An 18140-nucleotide genomic window follows, 5' to 3' on the forward strand; every position below is an offset into this window, starting at 1 on the left:
TGGTGAAATTAGTTGGAATCGCCGGTTCAATCGGTGAAGAATCATATAACCGAATGTTGTTACAGTACATCAGCAAGCATTTTAAAGACACAGTTGAAGTTGAACTGTTGGATATTAACGATGTTCCTCAATTCAACGAAGATGAAGACGACGGCAACAGTGAAATCATTCAGGCACTTAACCGTAAAATCTCTGGTTCAGATGGTGTGATTCTCGCAACACCAGAACACAACCACACCGTTCCAGCGGCAATGAAGAACGTCATTGAATGGTTATCAAACAAGGTACACCCATTTGATGGTAAACCAGTTTGGATCGTGGGTGCCTCATACTACACCCAAGGTTCATCACGGGCTCAGTTGCACCTTAAGCAAATTCTTGAATCACCAGGTGTGAACGCGATTGTGATGCCGGGGAACGAATTCCTGTTAAGCAATGCTAAAAGTGCCTTCGATGAAAACGGTGATTTAAAAGATCAACGGACAGTTGGTTTCTTGAGCATGGTTTTGAAGAAGTTCCTTAAGTTTATGAAGGTGATTGATATGATGGACGCGCCAGATCCAAAGAACGCACACGAAGAAGATATGAAATCAACGAACAAGGTCAACACAACTGTTGAAGGTGTTGATATGGACGATCCTGAATGGGTTGAAAAGGCCGCTGATAAGACGCACGCTGCTTCAGGTGGTGATTACGTCAAGTTGGATCGCGGTTTGTTGACAGTTGATCAGTTGAACTGGTTCTTAAACTCAATGGCAGGCGAATTAACCTACGCTGATGATAACAACCAATTCATCTATTACAACAAGAATGCTGATGCTGCACACATGTTAGCACCACGGACCCCTGATCAAGTGGGTGATCCACTTGAAGATGTTCACCCAGCCCGTGTTGTTGAACACGTTAAGCAAGTCATCTATGCACTTCGTACGGGTCAATCAGATGTTGTCTCAATGCCTGCCCAACAAGGCCCTAACCAACACGTGATGCACTATTATCGTGCGATGCGTGATGAAAACCGTCGTTACCGTGGTGTGAACGAATTGGTTATCGACATTATGCCAATCTTGAAGTACTACTTGGCAGCTACTGGTCAAAAGTTGGTTAAAGATCCGGATGCAACGCCAATTTCACCAATCACTGGATTGGACGCTGTGACTGGCGCATCAGCTCACTCAGATCCTACTGCCGACGCCACAAGTGGTGCTTCTGCTGCAGCAGCACCTGAAGAAGAAAAGCCGGCTGCACCCGAAGTAGATGCAACCAGTGGTGCTTCCGAAGAAACTGAAGAAGTGGCACCTACGCCAGCTCCAACTCCTGAACCAGAAACCGATGCAACCACCGGTGCATCTGAAGGTTAAACTGATATAAAATGACTAATTAAAAACCAATCGTCAGGATAGACGATTGGTTTTTTTGTGTCTCTCAGATGGCTTAGCCCAGGTTCGTGTGTGAACTAAATTGAAACAAACAAAATACTGAAAGCGCTTGAAAAATCCCATATTATGAGCTATATTTGTTTTAAATAATCGTGTACGAATAGTTCAAGCACGATTAATATGAAATGAGGTGAGCTTGTGACTGAAAAAGTCCTGAATTTGGATCAGCAGCTGTGTTTTTCGGCTTATCGGGTCAACCGACTATTTAGTCAATTTTATGAACTGGCATTAACGCCATTTGAGCTGACTTACCCGCAGTATCTGGTGTTAGTGGCACTTTGGGAGCAAGATCACCAGGCGGTTCATGAGTTAGGTGACCATCTGCATTTAGCAAGTAACACGCTAACGCCGTTGTTGAAGCGATTAGAAACCGCGGGGTGGTTAACTAGAATTCGGCCGGCGTCCAACCAACGGCAACTTGTGATTAGTTTGACACCAAAAGCGATTAGTACTCAAAGCGAGGTTGCAACTGCTATTGCAGCTTGTATTGATTCGAAGGACCAGGATGTGCACACTGATTATGAGCGGCTATTAGCGGATAATCACCATTTAATTAAGACACTTCAGAGGATTATTGATGAAAGGAAGTCACAGGCATGAGCAAAATTTATGCGTTTCAAGAAACCGAAATGAACGGCGAAGTGATTGATTTTAAGCAGTATGCAGGCAAAGTACTTTTAATTGTGAACACGGCAAGTAAGTGTGGGTTGGCACCCCAACTTAATGGCATAGAGAAACTCTACCAAACTTATCATGACCAAGGGTTTGAAGTACTTGGTTTGCCATCGAATCAGTTTCACCAAGAACTTGGGTCGGATGAGGAAACTTCAGCATATTGTCAGTTGCATTACGGTGTGACCTTTCCAATGACGCAACAGGTTCGGGTAAACGGCACCGACGAAGATCCGCTGTTTACGTACCTGAAGGAAACAGCCGGCCATGGCCGAATCAAATGGAATTTCACTAAATTCTTGATTGGCCGCGATGGTCAACTGATTGATCGATACGCGCCAGTATTTAAACCTGAGAAGATTGAACCTGCTATCGTTACGGCTTTGGCAAAACCTGCAAATTCATAAAAATCAAATTTAAAATAGTTATTTCGTTCAATAGACAACACGACGGAATCACAAAAGTACCACCAAACTGTCCGATGCTGGGAGGTTTGGTGGTACTTTTTTATGCCATAACTGATTACTATAAATCTGGATGGGTGACAAGCACCGTACGACGTAAGAAGTCGACTGTTGAGTCAAAAACGTCATCCAAGTAACCTTTAGCATGTCGGTGTCCAGCTAGAAAATTCAACTGGTAAGGCACTTGTGCTTCGGTGAGGGCGGATGCCATAGTTAAAGCACCGCTGGTCGGCACAAACTCTGCCAAGGAATTGGCCATATAGATTGGGCCAGTTTGTGACGTCACGCGATGAACGGGTGTAGCAGCAGTCAGTTCATCTGTTCGCTGATTGAAATAGTTAAGGACGAACCACTTGTAAAAGGCGTCGTTAGTACCAGTTTGGTTAATGGTGGCACTTGCTTGTTGATTAAAATGACTGGTATCACCCTCATCAGGGACCACGTCTAGATGATTAGCCAGCCAATCGTCAATGTCTAAAATACCGGAAAGCGAGACTGCAGGGACACCATATCGAATCGCCAGTTCAACTGCTAAGTTCCCACCAGCAGAGGAACCGACAACACCAATTGGCATTTGATTAAAGTCACTTCGGGCAATCCAATCAAATAAACTCGCCATGTCAGACAGCGGTTCCGGGTAGTAGGCTGCAGGTGTTAATCGGTAATTAGGAACTAGCACCATGTAGCCTAGCGCTGCCAGTCGGGTTGCCCAGTCAGCATCCTTACTTTTGTCACCGCGAAACCAACCACCGCCGTGAATATCAATAATTAGCCCAAGATACGGCCGAGTTTCTTCATGATAGGTATCCAACTTCAAATGTTGATTTTGATCATATTCAATATCAGTTACAATTTGCATAAGACCACCTCCCAGTGCTTTCGAAGGCAGTATCGCAAATATTTATGAAGTGGTCAAGTAATCACCTTTGAAACGTTTTAGCGATTTGGTCAATCAATTATTGAGAGACTAAAAAACAACTGTGGCCTTGTAGTCACAGTTGTTACTTGTTGATGTTTATTTAGTATCAGGCTGCACGTCATCTTTGAGGTGCGCAAGTAATGCTTCATCCCGTTGTGCGACAACTTGTTGACCAGCGTCACCTTGCCAGTCGTAAAAGCCGGAACCCGATTTAAGGCCCAGATGACCTTCAGCGACCATTTTGCTAAGAAGTGGGTCGCCATCAGTTTGGTTGGCTAAATCAGCGTAAAGGTAATCACTGATCTTCTTAAAGACATCCAACCCGCCTAAATCGGCACTCGCAATCGGTCCGACTAAGCTCCAACGTAATCCTAAACTGGTTTTGATGATCTCATCGACTGCTTCTGGGGTGGCGATGCCTTCGTCGACGATATGAAGTGCTTCTCGTAACACGGCGAGTTGAATTCGGTTACCAACGAAGCCGAGGGCTACCTTTTTCAACGGCACAGCATGCTTACCAATCTGGGTGATGCGGGTCACCGTCTGATCGACAACTGATTGATCAGTTTGTTGACCTGGCACCACCTCAACCAGCGGCATTAATTGTGCTGGATTCCAGAAGTGCGCAACCACCAGACGTTCCGGGTGATCCAGGTCGGCCTGCATTTCGGTTGGGTCAAGACCTGAAGTGTTGGTTGCCAAAATGGTTTCCGGTTTGACGTACTTTTCAACTTCCGCCCAAACTTGCTTTTTAACCGCCATATCTTCGACAACGGATTCGATGACAAACTCGGTGTCGTTCAAAGCTAATTCATAGCTAGTCGTGGGGTGGATTCTCGCCATGATTTGATTTGGAAAATCGGTAAGAATTCCAGCGTGGTTAAACGTTTCTAAATCGGCTTCGATTAACTTCAAGCCGCGTTTTAAGGCTTCTGAACTGGTTTCTAAAAGGTTAACGTTATACCCGTTCATTGCAAATTGAAGTGCAATCGCATGGCCCATTGTTCCTGCACCAATATTGGTGATCACTTTCGTTTCGCTCATAAGGCAGACATCCTTTCTTGATGAAAACGGTTACTATGATTATTTTAACATAATCAAAAGGATGTTGAATTATGAGCTTGTTCATACCACAGATACTGAAAGTCTAGTGGGTCATCCGTCTGATCAAACGAATCGGCAAACTTGTCAGTGATAGCAATGCTAGACCAAGTACTGCTAGCCAGTGACTTGATTGCTCATCGGTTTGAGGTAATCTGGTTGTTGAATCATTACTCGAACCGATATGGGTTGAACCAGCATCGTGATGCGCTATGACAGCAGTAGTCGGATTGAATTGCGCAGTCTTAACGTGATTGAGTTCAGAATCCGTCTCAGGTGAGAGTTGAGTGGCGCTTTTGGCAGCTTGAGTATCGGATTGATTGGCATCGGCCGTTGTGTTTGAAGAAGTCAAATCAGTCGTTGCTGGCAACTCACCAGGTAGCGTCAGGTCCGAATCAGTCAGACTGTCAGGTTCCGTTGGATTAGTTACGGCAACCGCATCATCTGGTGTAGTAGGTGAAACTGGTGAAGCTGGTTGGCTAGGTGAAACAGTGGCATCAGGTTTTTGATATACGGCGTCTGAAACACGTGTTCGGACCCTTGGACCATCATCCAGCGTACCTAGATTCATGGGGTCACTTGTGGTATAAACACCAGCAGGGACTTTAGTACGAACCCAAATCCCATTGTCTAAGGTGCCAAGATTCATGGGATCAGTTGTGGTTGAGACAGCTGCAGGTACTTGAGTTCGAACTCGTACACCATCGTCGAGCTTGCCAACTTGATTCAAATTAAGTTGACCAAGATCAACTAAGAAGTATGTGCCACTTTGTTTACCATCATATTGGGCAACAAGTTGATTGGCTTTTGATTGGTATAACCAACCGGATGTGGCCGTAACATTTGGAAAAGCAACAGTGACGTTAAAGTCGGGTCCGAAAGTGACGTTCACCAGATCGTCATCATTATTGATGAAGCTTACTGCGTTGGTCACGTGATCTGTGTGCCACTGACTGAGATCCAGTGTTGTCAGAGCTGACATTCCTGCAAACAGCTGCCCCATATCGTTAACTTGGGTCACATCCCAATTTGAAACATTTAATTGACTGATTTTGGCGTCATCGGCGAACATCATGTCCATATTAGTCATTTTACTGGTGTTCCAATTTGACACGTCCAGAGCTTGTAAGTTCTCATCGCCGCTAAACATCATGGCGGTGCTGGTCACGTTGGCCGTGTTCCAATGACTCACATCGAGTTGCGTTAACGCAGTGTCACCACTGAACATCATCGCCAGATTGGTGACGTTAGCTGTATTCCAATTGCTAATGTTAAGTTGCGATAAAGCTGAATCGCCACTAAACATCATGCCCATATCGACCACGTTAGCCGTATTCCAGTTATCGACGGCTAGTGTTTGTAGGGCTGAATCATTGGCGAATAGCTGGCCCATGTTAGTGACTTGACTCGTATCCCAGTCACTCACATCAAGGGAGGTTAATGACGTGTCGTTCTCAAACATCATGGCCATTGAGGTGGTGTGTGATAATTTGAAATTCCGGGTATCTAAAACAGCTAACTTAGCATCATTGGCGAACATCATGTCCATATTGACGACGTTTTCGGTGTCTAAATTGGTGGTATCAAAGCTAGTTAGATTCTCAAAACCGGAAGCTGGTTGGTTACTTGAGTCTAGGGTGGTAGCGAATAGTCGACTTGAATCGCTTGGTAAAATAACTGGACCAGTTGCTTTTGAAGTATCAATCTTCGTGATCAATTGACCATAAAGCTGCCCCAAATTGATCGTGTCAGCTTGCGTGAGTGTTCCGCTGTCAAAAGAAAGTGTGCCGTCATCAGTTAAGGTGTAATGGGCCGTACCGTCAGTTCCAGTAGCGACGGTTTTGAGGGATTGCGATGAATCACTTGATGACGTTGATGCTGCGGTAGTGGTGGCAGTAGTATTCGTCTGACTTGTGTTTTGAGCAACAGAATCCGAGTTGCTAATTGATTGCGAACTGGTGTTAGAAGAATTATCTGAGTTTAATTCAGAATTGGCTTGAGTTGTGCCACTTGAAGATTGAGCCTGGTTTGAAGATGAGGCAACCGTTGCTTTTGTGGTAGCAGTATCCTGATTTGTATTATTTGAATTAGACGAATCCAATGATGATGACTTCGTCGCAGAAGATGCATTAGATGTAGTTGCAACAATTGTTGACTGGCTGGCGGTAGCTTGCGCAGAAATGCTCGGGGCGCCAGTACAAGTTAAGCCTAGCAGTGTGACACCGGCTAATAGCCAGTAATTTCCGCTTTTATATGTAAGGGAGTTATTGGGAAAAGAGTTAGTTTCTAACCTATTAGATTTGCGTGAGGTAATCTCAAACATCTTCTTTCAGCATTATAAAGTAGTACTTTCCTAATGCTCAGTTTACATCTCTTGATGCCCGATATTCAAGGGGTATTACCAAATTTCTGAAACCGGATGCAGATTAGTTCGGGCAGTTGGATTATAATGAATTTAAACTTCAACGTGAAAGGGGATAAATCATGCAGAACCAACTTCAGACGATCCATGATGAGCAGTACGTTGCCAAATCTTCTCAAGGTGTAGCTGTGATTGACTTTAGATCTGACTGGTGTCCGCCTTGCAGAACAATGGATACTGTGCTGTCGAAAGTTGCAACAACTCACTCGGAAGTTACCTTTTTGTCGTTGACGGTCAATCAAGAACCGCTGATTGCTAAGGCGGTCGGGGTCATGAGTACACCAACAATTTTAATTAAAAAAGATGGCCGGATCGTGGACGCTTTAATTGGGACTTGTACGGTTGGTGAGTTCGATGATCGATTGGCACGTGTTTTACAATAATCGCTTAATTGATTGTGAATGGTATAGGTATATTTACCTGAAATAACAATAGTTTTCATTTTAACTCATATTCTTGCAATGCTTTTAAACCACAATTAATCAATGCAAACCATCGAAATATCATTTTATTGAGCAAATGAGATAAAATGTTTTCAGAAAACTGGTATAATCTATTCATCAAATAAAATGGTACTTTGGGGGTACGATGATGACAAAGGAAGAATTTGACGCACAAGTTGAAGCTGCCAAGACGCTTTTTACGACCGAAATTGATGATACAGATTTACAACAACGCTACGATGACTTAATGGCATTAAGGCAATTATTAGACCAACGGTTAAATCAGTTGGATAGTCGGTTGCACCCAGTATCAAGCAAAAACTTAGTCAATCCACCAGCTTTTGAAAAAATCGGTAGTGAGAAGACAAACGATGACGATTCAGATGGGACCAACGTCATGATGGGCTTTTTGAAAAAGTAGTCTGAATATCTTTATCGTGTAAGCAGGACTTGATTAGGTTGCAGAATAGAAATTAAAGAAGTCGTGAACCCCTTTATTTTGGGATTCACGACTTCTTTGGCTGCCATAGTCGGGACTTGAGTTTTGTTAATGATGAAGCTGATATAACACGAAGCCGGCAATTACGGCCAACGCAATGACGTTACTCAAGTTGTTAAAGTGCGTCGCAAGTCGCATTTGGTGGCGAAAATGGGCGCTGATTTCGGTTAATGGGGCACTTGTTTTAATTAATTCGGTATGTTCCTGGTAGAGGGAGGTAAATTCCTGCTGTAGATTTTGATACTTCATATCCTTTGCCCACCAAACCCACGAGACTGTGAAAGCCACCACCATTACACCGATTAAGATGAGATCTAGCGGACTGGCAGCAATTTGCTTCAACGTTTCGCTCGTTTGGTTACTAGCAGTGAGCATCCTAGTGATGTTGGACAATACAGCGGTGATTAGCAGCACAATTAAACAGATCAACTGTAGTAGGGTCGCTCGCTGGTGTTTTGCAGCAAGTCGATCTAATGCAGTCAGTTGCTGAGAGACGTCGGTTTGAACTTGGGTGAAAAAATGTTCGTTAGAGATCATCGGCAAGTCAGTCCCTTCCGTAGTATCATTAACTTGATTTTACCCAATTATTGCGGATTTGGACAGTATTTAGATTGTGCCTGTGCGAGATTGGGTTTCAGCCAAATTTAACTAGAAGAAGGTCACCGCAAAGAATAACCGTTCAAGCGGTATGTTCACAGCCTGAACGGCTATTCTGATTAAATCCTATCCTAAAAATGAAGACGGTAAAACACTCTAAATCACTTGGGTTGATGATAATCCGTCCTGATTATCGGTGGTTGATAGGCAGTCATGAATTCAAAGATCGTCGGTAATTGGTCTGCAAAACAAAGTTTGGCTCGATGTTCAGCTGTCAGAAACCCCTGGGTCACCATCTGGTCGAACAAAGTGATCAACGGATCGTAGTAGTGATTAACGTTGTAAAACGCGCACGGATTGGGATTATCACCGATTCGTGCCCATGAGTAAGCTTCGATGATCTCTTCAAGGGTGCCTGGACCACCAGGAAGGGCAATACAGCCGTCTGAATCAGTTAGCATCTGCTGTTTTCGAGTGGCCATATTGTCGACGACGGTCAGTTCAGTTAAATTCTTAGCGGCAGCGCCACGGTCATAAAGTTCTTGGGGCATGATACCATGAACTTGACCGCCAGCGTCTAAGACTGATTGGGCTAAAACGCCCATCAAACCAACGCCACCACCGCCATAGACCAGCTTCAGATGGTGGGTCGCGAGATATTGACCTAATTGAATGGCGGCATCGTAATAAATCGATTGCTTTCCCGTATTTGCGCCACAGTAAACGGCAATACTATTCATCAGTTAATTGCTCCTTTTATTTTAATGGATATTGTATTGACCATTGTATAATACAATAACGATTAATTAGCTTCTAATTTCAATAAGGCTTTTTTACGGTCAAGACCACCCGCATACCCGGTAAGGCTACCGTTAGCACCCAGAACGCGGTGACAAGGAATCACGATTGAAATCGGATTGTGGCCAACGGCACCACCAACCGCACGCGCCGATCCAGTCGGTTGGCCATTTTGGGTTGTCAATTTGGCGACAATTTCTTGATAGGTGATCGTTTCGCCATAAGGTATGCTAAGTAGGACTTGGTAAACTTGACGTCTGAATTGGGTTGTTTCCGGGTGAGTCGGCAACAGAGCTGGATCAGGTCTTTTACCCGCAAAATAATCGTCAAGCCATGTCGTCGTTTCGCTTAGTATTGGTGATGCATCGGTTGATGCAGCGTCTAAATCATACTTTGCGCCAAAATAGGTTTGTTGGTCAAACCAGACCCCCAGTAGATATTGTTCGTCCGCCAGCATCACAATGGGACCAAGTGGTGACTGGTAAGTTGCTTTAAATTGCGTCATAAATTGCACTCCCTCGTTAAGTTTTACTTGCAGAGTAGGCTACTTTTGGCCAGAATGCAAGCCACAGTGAGAGCGGCAGTTTGATCAACTTTTACATGAATGATACGGGATCAATACGCTATCCTGACAAACGGTGTGTATAGTGAAGTGCGTAGAGAGGAGTGTTGTTATGACAACGCTGATATTTGGTCATCGAGGTGTACCTGCTAAATTGCCGGAAAATTCTTTAGCTGGTTTTGCGTACGCTATCGCACACGATATTGATGGCTTGGAATTTGATGTTCAGTTAACGGCAGATGGAATACCGGTCGTGATGCATGACGAGCGTCTTAATCGAACAACTGACGGACACGGCTTAATCAGTAGCTATCGTTATGATGATTTACGACGGTTTTGCTTGAGTAACGGGGAACGGATTCCGACCTTACAGGCGTTACTTAAGTTGGTTGGTCATCATGATGTTATTTTGAATTTTGAATTTAAAACCAATCGTGTTAGATATCCTGGCGTTGAAAAACGGGTGTTAGATATAATTAAGCGTGCACCACTTAAAAATCCAGTTATTTTTTCTTCATTTAATCTAGCGACGATTCAGCGTGCGCAACAAATTGATCCCAGGCAGTGTTACTGTTTGTTAGCAAACCACCACTTTAAAGATCCGAGTCAGTTCATCAAGCAACACCACCTTGACGGACTACACCTCAAACACCATCAACCCGAAGCAGAAGCGGTTGAGCGCATTTGGACCGTTAATCGGACCGTCGACATGCGCCGGTTATTTGTGGAACGGGTGGCAGGTATCATTACGGATGATTTTGAGCGCGCACAACTGATTCGAGCAGAACAACACCACTTAACCCAACCAGCTTTATCAATTTAATCACATACGCATGTGCGTCAACGAACGGCTAAGGTCGATTGTTGACGCGCTTTTTGCTAAAATAAAAGTTACCAATAAAGCAGGGAATGATAATTTTTGAAATTTTTACATACAGCCGACTGGCACATCGGTCGCAGGCTACACGGATTCGACCTCACCGATGAACAAACAACGGCCTTTGATCAAATTGAACAATTAGCGATTCAAGAACACGTCGATGGCATTATCATTGCGGGTGACTTGTATGATCGACGATTACCGGCAGAAGCGTCAGTAGCCCTGGTCAATCAGATGCTGCAGAAGTTAAATTTGGCGGATCATTTTCCAATTTATGCGATTTCAGGTAATCATGATAGTGCAACGCGGTTAGCAACCGGTACACCATGGTTTAAACAAACGGATTTGTATTTGCACACCGAATTAGGGCAGGCCTTTCAACCAATTGAAGTTGGCGATTGCCAGTTATTTTTATGCCCATACTTTGAACCTTTTGAAGCACAGCAATACTTTGAGGACGAGTCACTGCAACACCTGGATCAGGCTTTTGCGCGAGTCGTGTCGGAAATGAAAAAAGCGTTTGATCCGGCTAAAAAGCACCTGTTAGTTGCCCACTTTTTTGTTGCTGGTAGTGCCACTACGGATTCAGAGACCAACTTAACGGTTGGTGGCTTGGCAGCGGTACCCACCGATTTGTTGGTGGATTTTGACTACGTTGCATTGGGTCATTTACATGGTAAAGACGCGCTACATGCTGACCGTGCCCGGTACAGTGGGTCACCAGTCAAGTTTTCGTTGTCCGAAGCCAATCAACAAAAGGGGGTCTGGATCGTCGATACCGACCAAAGTCCAATCACCTACGAGTTTAAACCACTACAGCCGGTACACGACGTCAAGTTACTGACTGATAGTTTTGAAACGTTGATGTCTTCTGAAACTGATGACAGCATCGACCACGAGGATTATTACGGTATCACATTGACCGACCGTCAGCCGATTCCAAACGTCATGGCTCGACTACGAACAGTCTTTCCACGAATCGTGACGCTAAGCCGACAGGATGGATACTCAGCGCAGGTGAGCTACCAAGGTGAGACCAGCAAGCAATTAAAGCAAAAAGCGCCAATGGCGTTACTTGACGACTTTTACGAACAGGTTGCTAAAGAAAAGATGACCCCGCAACAACAAAAGTGGGCCCAACAGGCTTTGAAACAGGCCAATGAGGGAGGCACAAACGCATGAAACCACTCAAATTAACCATGAACTACTTCGGACCGTACGAACACCAAACGATTGATTTTACTCGTTTGGATGAGGCGCCATTATTTTTAATTGCGGGACCAACAGGAAGTGGCAAAACCACTCTTTTTGATGCCATGACGTTTGCCCTGTATGGCGAAAGCGCCAGTGATGATCGAGATCCAGCTGCCTTACGTTCAGACTTTGCGGTCCCTGACGAACCGACGTCAGTTGACTTAGTGTTTGAACATCAAGGGTTGCGATATGACATCAACCGGTTGCCAAAACAGGTTCTGGCGAAAAAACGGGGTACTGGTACCCGCCCGTTTCCTAGCCAGGGGACATTAAAAATTTATCGAGGCGATGAACAAATTGACGAAATCACCCGGTTGGTTGATATCAATCTTAAGTTAAGCGATGTGCTCCAAATTAATCGTAAACAGTTTGTTCAAATTGTCTTATTGCCTCAGGGCGAATTTCGCCGGTTCTTGGTAGCAGATAGTGCTAAAAAAGAGACCATTTTACGAAAGGTTTTCGGCACTGAACTTTATCAACATTGGGCCAATAATCTTCGCGCTCAGTTGAATACCCAAACTGACCAGGTCAAAAACTGGCAGGCCACCATTGATAACGTTTTGAAGCGGGTACGATGGGCAACTGATTCAGAGCATACCTTAGAGGCACTGGCCGAACAGCAAAAACAAGATCGTGCGACCTTAAAGACGGCGCAAGCCAAACTGGCAGACATTTCTCAGCAAGTTACAACGAGCCAACGACAATTTGATGCGGCCAATCAAATTAATCAAAATTTTGAACAATTAGCAAAACAGAATCAAGTTGTTGATACGTTGATGCAGCAGCAACCTCAAATAGTGGCTACCAATCAGCAACTGACGCAACTCAAGTGGGCTGCTGAGCAGCAACATGATTACCAGCAACAACAAACGATTGAAGCTTCAATCAAACAAAATCAGCAACAAGTTAGCGACATTGCCGCTACCATTCAACAACAGCAGACAACGTTGGCGACTGCAACTGGGAAGGCTGATGTCTTACACCAACAGGCCCCTGAAATCACGAAGTTACAAAACCAGTTGACGTTATTGGAAAATCAACGACCACTGTTTGAACAAGTTGATGCAGTGGCTCGGCAAGTCGAATCGCAGACTAGAGACTTTAAACAACTTAGTAAGACTACTGAAAATCAACGTACGCTACAAACTAAACTGAACGCCCAGCTCAAACAAACGACTGACCAATTGGACGAACGACCAGGTTTGATTGAAAAAATTGGGCAATTAAAGGCTACTCAAACTCAGCAGGCACAACTTACAAAACGGTTCGATAATCTGTCCGAACTCCAACATCGCGTTCAAAATCAGCGTAATTTAATTGCGCAAACAGCCATCAAACAATCGGCTGCGCAAGAAGAGGTCGAGTCAGCCACAACGCAATATGACAATTTGAAGAATCAGTGGTTGGTCAATCAAATTGCGGTTTTAGCGAGTCAATTAAAGCCAGGGACGCCGTGTCCAGTCTGTGGTAGTGAGTCACACCCACATCCGTATCACGGCACTGCTACTCAGACGGTGGATGACCAAATGGTTAAACAGTCCGAGCAGGCTTTACAACTGGCCAAAACTGCCTTGGCTAAGTTGGAAGCCACTCATGCCAGCCAAGAACGCGAGTTGGCAACTTTAACCACTGACGAGCAAAAGCAAGTGGATGAGCTAACTGATTTATTAACGACTGACGACAGCCTTGATATTGAGTCATTACACAGTCAGTTTGAGCAAAGTAAGTTGACCACGACACAGGATTTGCAGACTGCTCAACGTCGACAAAAGACGCTGGACCAGCTAACACTAGCCAAGGACGCACTAGCAAGCCAACTGGACCAAGTGACGCAACAATTGGCAGCTTCAGTCGAGACTACCCAAGCAGCACAGCTCGCACTGCAACGAACACAAGCCAAATTAGAAACCCTTCAACAGCGTTTACCTGAGTCGTTTGAAAATCTGACAGCGCTAGATGAATACTTGGCGAAACAAAAAACACAAGTAACGAGTTTTAACAATCAAACCCAGTTAGTGAATGAACAAATTCAAAGCACTCAACGTGAGTTGGCAACTAGTCAGGCCAACCAAAAGAATTTGAAAACTAGTATTGAAACCGACCAGGCAAAGTCTCTGGCACTTCAAAAACAATTGGCAAAGGCAATCGAGGCCACCTTGGGTAACGATGGTGATCAGCAGGCAGTGTTCGTGTCATTAATGGCTCAAACAGCTCAAATTCCAAGTCTTGAACAGCGCCTAAAAAAATACGACGCTGATTTAACCGCTGCGAAAGCCAGTGTGTCGGCATATCAGCAGTTGGTCGAGGGTAAAACTCGCACTGATCTAACAGTTATTCAGGCTACCTTAGATCAGCTCACAACTGATCAACAAGCGGCTGTCAAAGCCCGAGATGAGGTCCAAGAACAGGTGACTGTCAATGGTGATATATTGAAACAGCTTAAAACGGCAACTAAACAAGTGTCTAGTCAGCTTGAAGGTTTACACCAACTACAACTGCTGGTTGAAACGGTTGCTGGCGGTGGCGAAAACAAACTGGGACTCGAACGTTACGTCCTCCGCGCGCAACTGGTGGAAATTTTGGCGATTGCTAACCAACACTTAGCGCAACTTAGTTCAGGGCGCTACGCCATGCAGTTACATCTTGAAGCGGGCTCTTATCAGCGCAATACTGGTCTGGAGATTGACGTCTATGATGATAACGTCGGGCAGGTTCGAAGTGTGCACACGCTATCTGGTGGTGAAAGCTTTATTGCGGCATTGAGTTTGGCATTAGCGCTTGGTGAGATGATTCAAAATCAGTCTGGTGGTATCAGTATTGACGCATTATTTGTCGATGAGGGGTTTGGCTCACTGGATCAAGACTCGCTGACTGTTGCCATGGCTGCGCTTGAAAACGTTGAAAGTAGCCATCGGATGATTGGCATTATTAGCCACGTGTCGCTATTGCAAGAAACGATTCCTTATCAGATTCAGGTGTCAGCCATCGGCCAAGGAAAATCAAAAGCCAAAATCGTATTACCGTAGACCATATGTTTCGTACCAATTAATTTAAAGGAGAACGCTATTGATAACCATAAAATCACAACGAGAAATTGATCAAATGAAAGCATCAGGCGCCATTTTAGCAGGCGTTTTAAACGGTTTGGCAGACGTTATTAAGCCCGGTATTTCCGCTTGGGAGATCGAGCAATTTGCTGACCGCTATATCACTGAACATGGTGCCAAGGCGGAGGAGAAGGGTTTCGAAGGCTACAAGTATGCGACTTGCGTGAATGTGAACGATGAAGTCGCCCACGCAACGCCCCGTCGTGACCTGATTTTAAAGACCGGTGACGTGGTGGCGGTTGACCTAGTTGTCAACTTGGATGGCTTTTTGAGCGATGCCTGCCGGACTTATGCGGTTGGTGAAGTTTCAGCTGAGAAGCAACGCCTCTTGGATGTCACACGGACTGCCCTCTACAAGGGAATTGAACAGGCCGTTGTTGGTAATCGGCTTGGTGACATTGGTGCAGCCATTCAACACTATGTTGAAGACGAAGCTAACATGGGCGATGTGCGGGAGTTGATCGGTCACGGTATCCAACCAACGATGCACGAACAGCCAGACGTTCCAGCATACGGCCAGGCTGGCCGCGGCTTACGATTGAAAGAAGGCATGACCATCACCATTGAACCCATGGTTAATCTAGGCAGTCGTGAGATTCGGTCAGTTGAAACGGCCGACCATTCTTGGGAGTATTACGTTACTTATGATGGCTCGCCGTCTGCTCAATTTGAGCATACCATTGTGATCACTAAGGACGGCCCCAAGATTTTGACCTCACAGGACGCTTCGTTTGACCAGGCGTATCTATAAAACGATTCTGACACCTGAAACGCCATTACCAGCAGGCGTTTGAGGTGTTTTCTGTGTGAGAATCAGTTGTGACGCGTATAATAACTGACGTAATGTAACCTTTTAGGCAGTTACCTCAAATGAAGGTCAAAGTTTAAACGGAGTAGTCAATCATAGGGCATGACGTGATTGGTGTGATTTAATTATTTATCAAGGGGAAGTTTTGGCATGAATCAAGTATTACTTTTACTGATTATCTTGGCAGCGGTTGTGCTGGCCAATATTTTGGCACGACACGTGACAGTTATTCCGTTGCCGTTTTTTCTGATTATTTTCGGGTTGGTTTTAGCAACATTACCCATTTACACCCATTTTCAGTTGGATCCGTCAACCTTTGCGTTTGCGATTATTGCGCCGTTACTTTTTAACGAAGCGCAAAATAGCTCTCGGTTTTGGATTGGTCGATCAATCACCAATATTTTGTCCCTGGCAGTGGGCCTAGTCGTAGTCACAGTTTTAATTGTAGGTAGTGGTATTCATCTTATTTACGCGTTGTTGCCATTAAGCTTAAGCTTTGCTCTAGTTGCCATTGTGGCGCCAACTGATGCTTCTGCTGTGAATTCAATTTTTGAGGCGAACCCCATCGCCGAGGAACAAGCCGGCATCCTACAACACGAATCGCTGTTTAATGATGCTGCCGGGATCGTAATCTTTGACATGGGACTTGCTGCTTACATTTCTGGCCAGTTTTCGTTGACCCACGCGGTTGAAATGTTTTTCTGGGAGTTCTTAGGCGGTTTGTTATTCGGTGGCTTGCTGGGGGTCGTGATTGTCAGTGCCCGGATGTCATTGGTTCGCCACAATGATGACACACCGTTGATCATGGTACTTATCTCAGCTTTAACACCGTTTTTGGTCTACTTACTGGCAGAGGAGCTGGCGTTATCCGGCATTTTGGCGGTGGTTGCCGCTGGTTTAGTGCAAGGATCTGAACGTGACAAATTAAGGCTGAATTCGTCCCGGATGCAATTGGTGACCAGCAATGTATGGGAGATTATTAGCGGTGTACTATCTGGCACAGTTTTTGTGCTACTCGGTTTATCGCTGCCGGCAGTCATCCAAGCACTCAATCGCAACGTTACAGCCAATATGTCGATTTTAGGCCTGACGATGCTGGGGTTGGCCATTTACTTTACCAAGGGCCTCTTGCGTTTGGTTTGGACCCGTTACTTATTAAAACGTCGGGAAAAGAGTGACCATGTTTGGCGGGATAGTTTAGTGATGGCGTTGAGTGGCGCTAATGGGACCATTACGTTGTCCTTGGCGTTTTCAATTCCGGTCATGGTAAACGGTCAGGCATTTCTGCTGCGGGGACCACTGATTTATCTGGCGGCGGTTGTGATCCTAACGAGTCTCATTTTACCGACGATTTTTGTGCCAATCATTTTGCCTTCGCAGGTTAAGCAAAATTCTGGCTTTAAGTGGGTTAAACGCATGATTCAGGCCGGTATCAGTGATCTGCGTGATGAAAAAGATCACCCACAAGAAGCGCAGATCGTGGTGGATTCATTGCAGCAGCAACTGATTTTAGACAGTACCCCGAAGTTGCGGATCGAGCGTCAGATTATGCGTCAAACCCACGTGGTAGAACGTAAGCGTATTAAGGCGATGTTTGATGCTGGTGACATTTCTGCAGATGAACAGAAGTACTATAATAAGTTTTTACAACTGAACCATTTTAGCTCCGACGAAAAAGTTTGGAAAAACGTCTGGTTACGCATTCGGTTTAGTCTTCACATTGGGACGATGTATAAAGACCTGCACCGGGCCCAAGAAGCTTTTTTGACTGCGCCAGTTGCGTTAGAGGAAGTTTATTGGCGTGAACAGTTTGAGCGCCATGGCGAAGACATTCTACCCATTGAGACTGCTGGTTTTGAAGCTGTGATGAACTTTTTGAAGACCAATAGCGGCACAAATGGGGTTGAAACTAATCTGGTTCGTCGCTTTTATCGAACTCGTCATCGTCGAATCAACGGTGGCGATGTGGATGCAGATCGCGTTTATCAGCTATTCATGCGTGCCTTTCACGCGGAATATGAATTGATTCAGCGGGCAGTTGCCAGTGGCGATATTTCAACTGAGTTAGCCGAAAAACTCCAACAACGAATTTCCAATGATGAAATCACTTACATTCAAAATAGCGAAGTTTACCATCAGTGATTGAATTTATGTCATAAAATAGGTAACATATTA

General features: G+C 44.9%; 16 protein-coding genes. 10 read left to right on the plus strand and 6 right to left on the minus strand.

Annotation, left to right across the window (positions count from 1 at the left end):
- The first annotated feature begins 2 nt into the window (after positions 1-2).
- The 3 genes from FD04_RS05845 (at position 3) to FD04_RS05855 (ending at position 2518) form a co-directional block, all read left to right on the plus strand.
- The gene (locus FD04_RS05845; protein ID WP_054700092.1) at positions 3-1361 is read left to right on the plus strand and encodes an NAD(P)H-dependent oxidoreductase; all 1359 of its coding nucleotides are present in this window, start codon (positions 3-5) and stop codon (positions 1359-1361) included.
- A gap of 216 nt (positions 1362-1577) precedes the next feature.
- Complete coding sequence (locus FD04_RS05850; protein ID WP_054699859.1) at positions 1578-2039, plus strand: MarR family winged helix-turn-helix transcriptional regulator; 462 nt, start codon at positions 1578-1580, stop codon at positions 2037-2039.
- Positions 2036-2518, plus strand: coding sequence for a glutathione peroxidase (locus FD04_RS05855; RefSeq protein ID WP_054699861.1), 483 nt, complete (start codon positions 2036-2038; stop codon positions 2516-2518). Before FD04_RS05850 ends, FD04_RS05855 begins: the two co-directional genes overlap by 4 nt.
- Positions 2519-2636: 118 nt before the next feature.
- Here FD04_RS05855 and FD04_RS05860 read toward each other — a convergent pair whose 3' ends face one another.
- The 3 genes from FD04_RS05860 to FD04_RS05870 form a co-directional block, all read right to left on the minus strand.
- Entirely contained in the window at positions 2637-3434 is a 798-nt protein-coding gene (locus FD04_RS05860) for an alpha/beta hydrolase (protein ID WP_054699863.1), read from the minus strand.
- Positions 3435-3590: 156 nt separating this feature from the next.
- Positions 3591-4538, minus strand: a complete 948-nt coding sequence (locus tag FD04_RS05865) for a 3-hydroxyacyl-CoA dehydrogenase family protein (RefSeq protein ID WP_056947659.1) — start codon at positions 4536-4538, stop codon at positions 3591-3593.
- A gap of 103 nt (positions 4539-4641) precedes the next feature.
- Complete coding sequence (locus FD04_RS05870; RefSeq protein WP_082603178.1) at positions 4642-6918, minus strand: BspA family leucine-rich repeat surface protein; 2277 nt, start codon at positions 6916-6918, stop codon at positions 4642-4644.
- A 161-nt stretch (positions 6919-7079) separates the two neighbouring features.
- Here FD04_RS05870 and FD04_RS05875 point away from each other — a divergent pair, with 161 nt between their 5' ends.
- Both FD04_RS05875 and FD04_RS05880 read left to right on the plus strand, forming a co-directional pair.
- On the plus strand, positions 7080-7400 hold the full coding sequence (locus FD04_RS05875; RefSeq protein ID WP_056947664.1) for a thioredoxin family protein: 321 nt from the start codon (positions 7080-7082) through the stop codon (positions 7398-7400).
- Positions 7401-7608: 208 nt separating this feature from the next.
- The gene (locus FD04_RS05880) at positions 7609-7881 is read left to right on the plus strand and encodes a hypothetical protein (protein ID WP_054699871.1); all 273 of its coding nucleotides are present in this window, start codon (positions 7609-7611) and stop codon (positions 7879-7881) included.
- Positions 7882-8007: 126 nt separating this feature from the next.
- Here FD04_RS05880 and FD04_RS05885 read toward each other — a convergent pair whose 3' ends face one another.
- From FD04_RS05885 to FD04_RS05895, 3 genes are all read right to left on the minus strand, one after another.
- Positions 8008-8502: a hypothetical protein gene (locus FD04_RS05885; RefSeq protein ID WP_056947666.1), complete on the minus strand. Its 495-nt coding sequence runs from the start codon at positions 8500-8502 to the stop codon at positions 8008-8010.
- Positions 8503-8717: 215 nt separating this feature from the next.
- The gene (locus tag FD04_RS05890; protein ID WP_054699874.1) at positions 8718-9296 is read right to left on the minus strand and encodes an LOG family protein; all 579 of its coding nucleotides are present in this window, start codon (positions 9294-9296) and stop codon (positions 8718-8720) included.
- 62 nt (positions 9297-9358) lie between these two features.
- Positions 9359-9859, minus strand: a complete 501-nt coding sequence (locus FD04_RS05895; RefSeq protein WP_056947668.1) for a methylated-DNA--[protein]-cysteine S-methyltransferase — start codon at positions 9857-9859, stop codon at positions 9359-9361.
- A 169-nt stretch (positions 9860-10028) separates the two neighbouring features.
- Between FD04_RS05895 and FD04_RS05900 the strand changes: the two genes are divergently transcribed.
- From FD04_RS05900 to FD04_RS05920, 5 genes are all read left to right on the plus strand, one after another.
- Positions 10029-10739, plus strand: a complete 711-nt coding sequence (locus tag FD04_RS05900; RefSeq protein ID WP_056947670.1) for a glycerophosphodiester phosphodiesterase — start codon at positions 10029-10031, stop codon at positions 10737-10739.
- A gap of 96 nt (positions 10740-10835) precedes the next feature.
- Positions 10836-11978, plus strand: coding sequence for an exonuclease SbcCD subunit D (locus tag FD04_RS05905; protein WP_056947672.1), 1143 nt, complete (start codon positions 10836-10838; stop codon positions 11976-11978).
- Entirely contained in the window at positions 11975-15076 is a 3102-nt protein-coding gene (locus tag FD04_RS05910; protein WP_056947674.1) for an AAA family ATPase, read from the plus strand. The genes FD04_RS05905 and FD04_RS05910 overlap by 4 nt, the downstream gene beginning before the upstream one ends.
- Positions 15077-15116: 40 nt before the next feature.
- Positions 15117-15908, plus strand: a complete 792-nt coding sequence (gene map, locus FD04_RS05915; RefSeq protein ID WP_056947676.1) for a type I methionyl aminopeptidase — start codon at positions 15117-15119, stop codon at positions 15906-15908.
- Positions 15909-16115: 207 nt separating this feature from the next.
- Positions 16116-18107, plus strand: a complete 1992-nt coding sequence (locus FD04_RS05920; protein WP_056947678.1) for a cation:proton antiporter — start codon at positions 16116-16118, stop codon at positions 18105-18107.
- The last annotated feature ends 33 nt before the right edge of the window (positions 18108-18140 follow it).

Source organism: Secundilactobacillus odoratitofui DSM 19909 = JCM 15043 (genome assembly GCF_001434895.1).
GTDB classification, from domain to species: domain Bacteria; phylum Bacillota; class Bacilli; order Lactobacillales; family Lactobacillaceae; genus Secundilactobacillus; species Secundilactobacillus odoratitofui.

What these genes read in the sequence shown, in the direction of transcription:
- FD04_RS05855 (WP_054699861.1), top strand. Translation starts at nt 2,036, where the DNA reads ATGAGCAAAATTTATGCGTTTCAAGAAACCGAAATGAACGGCGAAGTG.
- FD04_RS05860 (WP_054699863.1), bottom strand. Translation starts at nt 3,434, where the DNA reads ATGCAAATTGTAACTGATATTGAATATGATCAAAATCAACATTTGAAG.
- FD04_RS05865 (WP_056947659.1), bottom strand. Translation starts at nt 4,538, where the DNA reads ATGAGCGAAACGAAAGTGATCACCAATATTGGTGCAGGAACAATGGGC.
- FD04_RS05870 (WP_082603178.1), bottom strand. Translation starts at nt 6,918, where the DNA reads ATGTTTGAGATTACCTCACGCAAATCTAATAGGTTAGAAACTAACTCT.
- FD04_RS05875 (WP_056947664.1), top strand. Translation starts at nt 7,080, where the DNA reads ATGCAGAACCAACTTCAGACGATCCATGATGAGCAGTACGTTGCCAAA.
- FD04_RS05880 (WP_054699871.1), top strand. Translation starts at nt 7,609, where the DNA reads ATGACAAAGGAAGAATTTGACGCACAAGTTGAAGCTGCCAAGACGCTT.
- FD04_RS05890 (WP_054699874.1), bottom strand. Translation starts at nt 9,296, where the DNA reads ATGAATAGTATTGCCGTTTACTGTGGCGCAAATACGGGAAAGCAATCG.
- FD04_RS05895 (WP_056947668.1), bottom strand. Translation starts at nt 9,859, where the DNA reads ATGACGCAATTTAAAGCAACTTACCAGTCACCACTTGGTCCCATTGTG.
- FD04_RS05900 (WP_056947670.1), top strand. Translation starts at nt 10,029, where the DNA reads ATGACAACGCTGATATTTGGTCATCGAGGTGTACCTGCTAAATTGCCG.
- FD04_RS05910 (WP_056947674.1), top strand. Translation starts at nt 11,975, where the DNA reads ATGAAACCACTCAAATTAACCATGAACTACTTCGGACCGTACGAACAC.
- FD04_RS05920 (WP_056947678.1), top strand. Translation starts at nt 16,116, where the DNA reads ATGAATCAAGTATTACTTTTACTGATTATCTTGGCAGCGGTTGTGCTG.